This window comes from Treponema sp. (genome assembly GCF_024696245.1).
Classification (GTDB): domain Bacteria; phylum Spirochaetota; class Spirochaetia; order Treponematales; family Treponemataceae; genus Treponema_D.
Map to the genome: position 1 here is coordinate 22,387 of NZ_JAILGZ010000124.1, position 9,121 is coordinate 31,507.

Sequence of the window (9,121 nt, forward strand, 5' to 3'; positions counted from 1 at the left end):
GATTACAGGTTAAAAGTAAGTGGACAGCGTTTTAATTGTCAGTAATTCCAGCGGAACTATGGGAATTATCTCTGACCTTTTGAGAAGCGAATCTTTTGGTAAGATTACGATTTCTCAGAATGCCTCAGAAGCCCGCCGTTATATTTCTGAACTGGATTTTGACTTAATAATTATAGATACTCCTCTTCCTGACGAAAAAGGCGACGAGCTTTCAATGACTGCAGCCGAAAAGTCTACGGCAGGTATTATTCTTATTGTAGAAGCAGAAGATGTTTACGAAATAGCTGCTACTGTAGAAGATTATGGTGTCTTTGCTGTTCCTAAGCCTGTTAGCCCGGAATTCTTTTATCAGGCAGTTAAACTTCTTAATGCCAGCCGTAAGCGTGTTCAGTTCCTTGAAAACGAAAACCAGAAGCTGCAGAAAAAGATAGAAGAGATTCGTCTTGTAGACAGGGCCAAGCTGATTTTAATTCAGGTTCTTAAGATGACCGAACCTCAGGCTCAGCGTTACATAGAAAAACAGAGTATGGATTTAAGGCAGACAAGGCTTGTAACTGCAGAAAACATTCTGCGTACTTACGAACATTAATATTATTCAGGCAAAAAAAATGGGGAAGTGATTAATAGAAGTCACTTCCCCTTATTAGTTTAAATATCTGTTAATTTACAAAATCATTTTGCACCGGCTGCGTACTTGTAGGAATATTCTGTAATGTCTACAAGTTCGTTTGCAGTAGCACCAAACTTTTCTGATACTTCGTAAACACTGATACGTGTTGGGTTTCCTTTTGCATCGTTTTTGTAAATAATGCGCTGAATCAGTGTGTTTGTAGCGTTATAGGTCTGGATTTCTGTAAGGGCATTGTTTGCATCATAGCGGTAAATTTCTTTAGAAGCAGTTTTGTTCTGGTCTTCTTTAGAATCAATCTGTGAAACATTACCTGCATCGTTGTAAGTGTAAAGCTTTTTAGAAGTAAAGCTTCCGTCACCGTAATAAGATGTCTTTTCCTTAACTTTTCCATTGCCGTCAGTTACAGAAATAACTCTTGAAAGAAGGGCACCGTTACCATCATAGTAGCTTTCTATAATCTTGTTTCCTTCATATTTGTAAATGGTTTTTCCTGTAAGTTTGTCTGCTCCGTTGTATTCAGATTCAGATTCCAGCTGTCCGTCGCTCTGGTAAGCATAAACAGTTTTTGTAATTACGCTGCCGTTAATGTCTGTATAGCTTGAAGAAAGAAGATTGCGGCTGATATCGTAAGTAAAGGTTACTGTATTTGTAAGCTGGTCTTTTGCATCGTAAATAGAAACTGATGTTTCCAGACCTGTGTTATCAAATACATGAACTTTCTTTGCATTTACAGAACGGAAGTAGTCACCAAATTTAGAAGCTACAGTATACTCTGTTTTTGTATAGGAATTGATTCTGCCGGAAGGCTGCTTTGTCTGATCCAGAGAAAAAGCGTTTACTGCACAAAATGCTACTGCAGCAGCAAGAATAATTTTTTTCATAAGTCCTCCAAAAAATTTTCTATAGTATATATTCTATCTGAATTTCGGAATTTTATAAAGAAATTTAACTCTTTCTGTAAATACTTCTATTTATAGTAACAAATTTTAGATTTCTACTTAATTTTTCTTTTAATTTTTAATAAAATAAGCTTCATGGATTTCTTTGAACTGCAGGCTTTTTTAAAATTAAGCCGAAAACTGCATTTTGCAAAGGCTGCTTCGGAAGTAAACTTAAGTTCTTCTGCCTTAAGCCGCCTTATAACCCGTCTTGAGGAAGAGACCGGGACTGTGCTTTTTGACCGTAATAACAGGGAAGTGTCTTTAACACAGGACGGCCTGCGTTTTGCTGAGTTTGCATCCAAGTGTCTTGAAGAAAAACAGGAACTGCTCTTTGATTTTGAACACAAATCTGATGAAGTAAGGGGAATGCTTCATGTTTTTGCCAGCGTTACAGCCTGCTATTCAATTATGCCTCCATTTATCCGTGAACTTAAAGAAAAATATCCCCACATTCAGCTTTCAATAGAAACAGGTGACCCTGCCTTAGCCATTCCTGCAGTTAAAGAAGGCCGTGCAGAACTTGCCGTAGCCGCCATTCCATACGAAAACAAACTTGAATTTGACACAGTTCATGTAAGCAGAAGCCCCCTGGTTTTTGCCGCAAGCTGTGATGGTCCTTATACAAAAATCGCCGGAAGTCCACAGGATATTGTTTCTTCAGTACCCCTTATTCTTCCAAAAGCAGGTCTTGCCCGCAGAAGATTTGATTCCTGGGTAAAAAGCCGTAACGTTAAGCCGGTTGTATCTGCAGAAGCAGAGGGTAATGAAGCTGTAATGGCACTGGCTGCCTTAGGTGTAGGTATTGGTTTAGTTCCAAAGATTGTTCTTGATTACGGGCCTTATAGGGAAGGATTTGTTTATCATAGTGCCGGAAATGCCCTTGGTTACTATGACATTGGTTTTGTTCAGAAAGCTCAGGTTTCAGGAAGTGAATCAGTAAAGCGTGTAAGAACAGCCGTTACCGAAATCCTTCACTCCCTGAATAAGCTTTAATGCTTAGATTTTAAATTTTCCAAGCTGAGCATTCATTATAGTTACGTTATCTTTTGTCTGAGTTGCAAGATCAGAAACGTTTTGTGTAGCGTTATTGATTTCTTTTGCACCTGCAGCCATTTCGTCCATACTTCCAAAGATTGTGTCAGAAATCTGAGAAACCTTCTGCATGTCAGTAGAAATGGTATTTATGCTTGAAGACATTTCAACGGATTTATCCCTTACTTCTATAGACTGATCCTTCATTTCTCCCAGGGAATTGAAAATCTGGCGGGAAGCACTTTCCTGTTCTTCCATAGCGTGGTCAATTTCCCTGATGATGGTGTTGGTTGAGTTAAGGTTTGTAATGATTTCCTTAAAGGCAACCTGGGATTCCTGAGAAAGGGAAACAACATCTGTAATAGAAGAAGAAATACCCTTAAGTTCTGCATTAATGCTCTTTGACTGCTTGCTTGAATCTTCTGCAAGTTTACGGATTTCGTCTGCAACAACAGAGAAACCTCTGCCTGCTTCTCCTGCATGGGCAGCTTCAATAGCGGCGTTCATGGCAAGAAGGTTTGTTTCTGAAGCAATCTGGCTGATAATCTGGTTAGCCTGCATAAGGGTCTTGGACTGTTCAGACATCTGCTTAACCCTTTCGTCTACTTTAGTAAGTTTTGTATTACTGTTATCTACTGTATCGTTAAGATAATTAAAGCTTTCTGCCATTTTCTTTACGGAAGCAGTAACGGAATTAATGTTACCAAGCATCTGTTCAATGGCAGCTGAACTTTCAGAAATACCATCTGTCTGTTTTTCTACAAGTTCTGCCAGCTGTTTACCGTTAAGCGAGCTCTGGTCAAGAACAAGGGAGGTATTGTTTACAGCTTCTGACTGAATCTTTGACTGGTTACGTACACCTTCAATATTTGCCATGATTTGAGCTGTAGCACTGGCAGATTCATGGCTGTTTGAACCAAGGTCATTAACGATTTTAGAAATAGAAGTCTGGGCAATATCCAGATCCTTAATAATTTCGTGGAGCATTCCAATAAATTTGTTAACACCACCGCTTAACCTTGAGAATTCGTTGTTGCCTTTAACAGGAAGACGCTGGGTAAGGTCTGCATCACCGGAAGAAAGGTTGTCGATAGCCTTCTGAACCTTACCAAGTGGTGCCTTAATCTTTTTAATAATGATGAATACAAGAAGAACAAGGATTATTGCTGTAAGTGAAGCCATAATAAATGACAGGGTAATAAAAATCTGTCTGGCAACGTTGTCAATAACGGAAATTGGTCTTCCTATATAGAGGGTAGTAAGGAATTCACCATTCATGTTGAATAAAGGGAAGTAGTAAGAAACATACTTTTTATTGTTAATTTTATTCTGAAGGGCAACCGGTTCACCCATTTTTACTTCTTTTATGATTTCCGGGTCAGCTTCTGTACCTTCCATACCTTCAAGGGAGGTAAGTACACGTTTTGTACCGTCAAGAATAGTAGCATTACAGCCAGTGTAGTCCATTACGGTTTCTATAAGGTCCTGGTTAGTTGTATTCTTTTTTACTTCTACAACACCAATAATATCACCTTCTTCGCCCCTGATAGGAGAAGCTGCTACTGCATAAATATTAGGGCCGTCTTTTACAAGATCACAGTAAGAAATTCCCCCTAAAGACTTTTTAAGGAAGAAATCTGTGTTTGGAATACCATATTTTTTGTCAGAAATCTGGTTTCCCTGACCGTCATAGAAAATACAGGTCTCCATTTTAAAGTAGTCTATGCCGTTTTCGCAGATAATATTGGCAATATCAGGACCTGCTTCCATTCCGGCTTTATAAATCTGTTCAATGTAGGTTTTAGAAGCAAAATCACTTACACTTTTTACATTTTCCAGGGTATATTCAATTTCTTCAGACATTATTGAAGAATAATCTTCAATTTCGCTTACAAAATATTCTTCCAGACCTGAGTAGAGTTCATGACGGGTAAAGGTGATTATTGTTGTAGAAAAAACAATAAGGCTGACCGTCAGTATTCCAAGAATAAGGGAGATAATCGAGTTTTTCTTTTTTTTAGCTTTCATTTTTCCTCCATGCTGACTATTTTGAGACTTTCTTGTGTAGCAATTAAAAAAAATTCTCAGATTTGAGATATTTGAGAAATTTTTCGCCAATAGTATATCATTTATCGGAAAATAACTGAAATAAAATATTGAGATATTTAATAATTGTTGTAAGTTTAATAAAATTTTAGTAGATTTAGGCAACAGATTTTACGTTTGCAATGAATGGCGGCAGAATGATATCCCTCGCACGAAAAGCACTGCCTGATGAGTTCATAGAGTCTCAAAGAACACATTGACGAGTAATCTACTGAAAATCCATTTATTTTTTTATTTTTTCTCAATTTTCTTTATTTAAAGGAGTTCGTTATGAACAAATTTGTAAAGCGTTATCTGATTGACGCTATGAGCGGTATGGCTCAGGGTCTTTTTGCTTCACTTCTTGTTGGAACTATCATTAAAACACTGGGAACACAGCTTCTCCGCCTTGGAACTAACTGTGTATTCACTTTCCTTGTACAGGCAGGAGCTTTTGCCAGTGATCCTCATGTAGTTGGAGCAGCAATGGCTGTTGGTATCGGCTATGCAATGGGTTGTCACGCCCTTGTTCTTTTTAGCCTGGTAACTGTAGGTGCTACAACAAATATTCTTGGTGGAGCAGGTGGCCCTCTGGCTGTTCTCCTTATTGCAATTATTGCAGCTGAACTTGGAATGCTGGTAAGCAAAAAAACAAAGGTTGATATTCTTGTAACACCAATCGTAACTATCGTAGGCGGTGTTCTTCTTGCAGTTCTTTTTGCAAAGTACATTGGAATTGGTGCAAGTTATGTTGGAAACCTTATTATGCTTACAACTAAGCTTCATCCTTTCTGGATGGGTATTCTTGTTTCCCTTATTGTTGGTATTGCCCTTACTCTTCCTATCAGTTCTGCAGCTATTTGTGCAGCTCTTGGACTTACAGGACTTGCCGGCGGTGCAGCTGTAGCAGGTTGTTGTGCTCAGATGGTTGGTTTTGCCGTTCTTAGCTTTAGGGAAAACCGCTGGGGTGGACTTCTTTCTCAGGGACTGGGAACTTCCATGCTTCAGATGCCAAATATCGTAAAGAATCCTCTTGTGTGGATTCCTGTATGTCTTACTTCCATGATTACAGGACCTGTTTCTACATGTATCTTTAAGATGGAAATGAATGGTGCTGCCGTTTCTTCCGGAATGGGTACCTGCGGAATGGTTGGACCTATTGGTGTAATTTCGGGCTGGTATAACCCTGTTAATCAGGCTATGAACATTAACCCTGGTGTTTTTGACTGGATTGGTCTTCTTATGGTTTGTATCATTCTTCCTGGAGTACTTTCATGGGCCTTTGGTCTTGCCTTCAGAAAGCTTGGACTTATTAAAGAAGGTGATCTTACTCTTCCTGAGTAATTTGATTTTTTAAGTGAATAAAAAAACTGAATTAAAACACTAAATAGAAAATAAAAAAGGTGCACTTTGACCTGTAAAAGTTAAAGTGCACCTTTTTTTATCAGGATATTCCCTTTTTATTAATTCCAGTTAATCTTTAATTCATCAGCGCAGGCAGAAGTATTAATCATATCAATAAGCTTTGCCTTAAGGTCTGCATCCTTTGTTGCATCAAGTTTAGCTCTTAATTCAACTGCTTCAAGATCAGCTTTTGAATCAGAAACTGAATCTACTGGAATGTAAACAGTTTCTACAAGATATTTTGCTGTATTGTAGTAGTGGAATACCTTAAAGTTACCTTTAGTTTCACCGTCTACAGCACCAATTGTAAGGTTTTTAAGTGCAGGTTCTTCAAGGAATGAAGAAAGAAGTGGTCTGCGGCAAACAACGTTTCCACGAATCTTAATAGCTGGCTTAGCATTGTCAGAAACCCAAACCTGGCTCTTAAGAACGTAATATGATTTACCGTCAAGTTCGATTCCGTAGAAATTACCTTTTGATTCACCGGAGCTTGAAACAAGAGTAGCTGTTGCTTCTGAAGAAACAGTAAATGTTTTTCCTGCATCAGCATTTCCTGACTTACCGCTTACCCATTTGATTTTTCCATCATCGGCTTTGTTCCAGAGAACACAACCCTGACGAAGGATAACACCGTTTCCTTTTGATTTTGATTCAGAAAAAGGAACATCTTCTGCAGCTGCACAGAAAGAGAATGCAAGGGCTGCTAAAATTACTGAAACTATTTTTTTCATTTTTATTTCTCCTGTAAACATTCTTTTCTAGTATTCGATGTCTTCATCATCGTATTCATATTCTTCATCATCGTATTCATATTCTTCATCCGAATCGAAGTCAACATCGTATTCATCTGAATCGTCTGAAGCATCTTCATAGTATTCGTCATCAGAATCCATGTCTTCATCAAGGTCACCTTCGTAATCGTAGTAACCGTCATCTTCGTCTTCGTCTTCGTCTTCAAAGCTGCTTTCTGAATTCAGTGATGAATCATAAAGATCTCTGAGGATTGAGTCTATTTCCATTGCATCTTCATAATCAAGATCAATTGCATAAGATGCTTCGTCAGTAAGCATCTGAAGTGCAAGAGCCTTGTATGCTTCAGCGCAAAGTCTTGGTGTATTTGAAGTAAGGGCATAGTCCTTGATCAGCATGTTGAGAACTTCTGTCTGAACAGTTGTTGAACCTTCTGATTTTGGAATACGTCTGTATGTCTTAAATGCTTCTACATCATTTGCATGATTGCAGACATATTTCTTTTCTACGTAAACATTCTGTCTTAATTTTACGTTGTCACGTACATAGATTTTGTAAAAATTTTCTTCTTCGCCTACAACACCAACGATTTCAAATTTTGAAAGTTTGTTGCTTGTAGCAGCAGCATTTTTTGGTTCTGTAAAGATAAAGCATTCTTCAAGAATTGCTGCAGGGCTTGCATTTGGAGCAAGGTACCAGTCAATTGTCCAGTAGTCACCAAGTTCTTCTATATTGATGTGATAGAAAGTTTCTTCTTCGGTTTTACCTTCACGAACAGCTTTTTTTGTTTCTGGATTTCCACTTGCATCGGTGTAAATTTTTACAACGTCACCCTTACCAATGCTGTCAACCCATCTCATTTTACCTTCGTCAGTTTCTTTCCAGTAATGACTTGTTTCATAAAGCATTACACCCTGTACAGATGGTTTTTCTGCTTTTTTAGCTGAATCAGATTTTTTTGAACAGCTGAAAAAAACAGCAGCGCATGCTAAAACCAATACCGCGATTTTTTTCATTCTTCTCTCCTTGTAAGACTTTTTATGTATTAAGCCTATTTTAACAACATAAAGGCGTTTTTAATAGTAGAAATATGCTTGTTAAATAAAGATTTTTATATTTTCAGTCGATAAAATTTATATGAGAAATAATAGAATTTACATTTTTACAGCACTGATTTGTTTTATTCTGGCTGCGTGTTCAAGTACAGATAATCTTGTAACCCAGGCTCCTGTTTCTGAATTGCCGCAAACTAAGGGCAGGGATGCTTTTGCAGGAAAAACTTTTTATTCAGATGAAGTATTAAATAAATACGTATTTGGCACAGACGGAAGTGTAGAAGTTTACGTTGCAGATGTAGAAGGCAACTGGCTTTTAGCTGGTAAAGACTGGTATTCTGTTGATGAAGAAAACTCTACTTTGTACACAAAGATTATTACAATAACAGATGCATTTTCTAAAAAAGTTACAAACTCCCCTCAGGAATATGAAAACTGGCTTAAGAAAATGTTTGACCAGCAGATTGCAGCCAGTGAATGGAAATTTTCCAAAGATTCAAGAAAAGTTTTTGATGAATTGAATTCAACTTACCTGGGCGATATGGCAAAGATGACTTTTGATGAAGTTATCGAAGAAACCTTTGTATTCTCTGAAGACGAAGAAAAGTTTACTCTGGTTCAGAAAGCTCCTTCTTATTTTAATACTCATTACCAGTTTATATCTTCAGATGGAATTATTGGAATGGATGCCCTTAAATTCAGTTATGATCCGCAAGACAACCTTGCAGTTTACAATGGTGCAATAAAAAATATGACTGCTGATTCCTTTGAAGCAGAAATGTACCGTATAGAAAAAAGTATTAATTCTTCCAATGAAGTTGAATGGACTGTTACAAAAGCAGGTCTTTTAAAGGCTGAATACGAAACTGAATCAGAAGAAGTTAATAATGATTTGTTTATCTTTAAAAAGAAGCTGCATTTTACCAGCATTCCGGAAGAAATGTCAGGCTTAAAGGACCAGACTCTTACTCAGATTGTAAGGATAAGTCCTGCAGATTTTGTTCTTCTTAAATAGCTGAGTTTTAAAAATAGATACTGTTCTTATTGCTAAGAGAGGCATGCCTTCGTTCGTTTGATCCTCCCATGAACTGAACCCAATTTTTTGGACAGTTTTATGCTACCATACTTTTCATTCGTACTTCAATTGGAGTCCGAAAATCTAAAACGCTTGAATCCCGTTCATAATTAAAATAATGAATGTAAGATTCAAGTTGTTCCAGGAA

At 37.6% G+C, this 9,121-nt stretch carries 8 protein-coding genes; 4 read left to right on the top strand and 4 right to left on the bottom strand.

The annotated features are described in order from the left end of the window. Positions 1–19: 19 nt before the first annotated feature. Complete coding sequence (locus K6D58_RS08675) at positions 20–589, top strand: ANTAR domain-containing response regulator (RefSeq protein WP_296829780.1); 570 nt, start codon at positions 20–22, stop codon at positions 587–589. 83 nt (positions 590–672) lie between these two features. On the opposite strand, the gene K6D58_RS08680 is transcribed toward K6D58_RS08675, so the two are convergent. Beyond that, on the bottom strand, positions 673–1,512 hold the full coding sequence (locus tag K6D58_RS08680) for a hypothetical protein (RefSeq protein ID WP_296829783.1): 840 nt from the start codon (positions 1,510–1,512) through the stop codon (positions 673–675). Between the two features lie 153 nt (positions 1,513–1,665). Here K6D58_RS08680 and ilvY point away from each other — a divergent pair, with 153 nt between their 5' ends. Then, positions 1,666–2,565, top strand: coding sequence for an HTH-type transcriptional activator IlvY (ilvY, locus tag K6D58_RS08685; protein WP_296829785.1), 900 nt, complete (start codon positions 1,666–1,668; stop codon positions 2,563–2,565). Positions 2,566–2,568: 3 nt separating this feature from the next. Here the strand turns inward: ilvY and K6D58_RS08690 are convergent, their stop codons facing one another. Then, the gene (locus K6D58_RS08690) at positions 2,569–4,632 is read right to left on the bottom strand and encodes a methyl-accepting chemotaxis protein (RefSeq protein ID WP_296829789.1); all 2,064 of its coding nucleotides are present in this window, start codon (positions 4,630–4,632) and stop codon (positions 2,569–2,571) included. A 348-nt stretch (positions 4,633–4,980) separates the two neighbouring features. Between K6D58_RS08690 and K6D58_RS08695 the strand changes: the two genes are divergently transcribed. Next, positions 4,981–6,033, top strand: a complete 1,053-nt coding sequence (locus K6D58_RS08695; protein ID WP_296829791.1) for a PTS sugar transporter subunit IIC — start codon at positions 4,981–4,983, stop codon at positions 6,031–6,033. Positions 6,034–6,152: 119 nt separating this feature from the next. On the opposite strand, the gene K6D58_RS08700 is transcribed toward K6D58_RS08695, so the two are convergent. Together K6D58_RS08700 and K6D58_RS08705 are read right to left on the bottom strand one after the other, a co-directional pair. Further along, positions 6,153–6,824 (bottom strand): hypothetical protein, encoded by a 672-nt coding sequence (locus K6D58_RS08700; RefSeq protein WP_296829794.1) that lies wholly within the window; start codon positions 6,822–6,824, stop codon positions 6,153–6,155. Positions 6,825–6,851: 27 nt separating this feature from the next. Beyond that, positions 6,852–7,859, bottom strand: a complete 1,008-nt coding sequence (locus K6D58_RS08705; RefSeq protein WP_296829797.1) for a hypothetical protein — start codon at positions 7,857–7,859, stop codon at positions 6,852–6,854. A 121-nt stretch (positions 7,860–7,980) separates the two neighbouring features. Between K6D58_RS08705 and K6D58_RS08710 the strand changes: the two genes are divergently transcribed. After that, the gene (locus K6D58_RS08710) at positions 7,981–8,913 is read left to right on the top strand and encodes a hypothetical protein (protein WP_296829800.1); all 933 of its coding nucleotides are present in this window, start codon (positions 7,981–7,983) and stop codon (positions 8,911–8,913) included. Positions 8,914–9,121 lie beyond the last annotated feature (208 nt).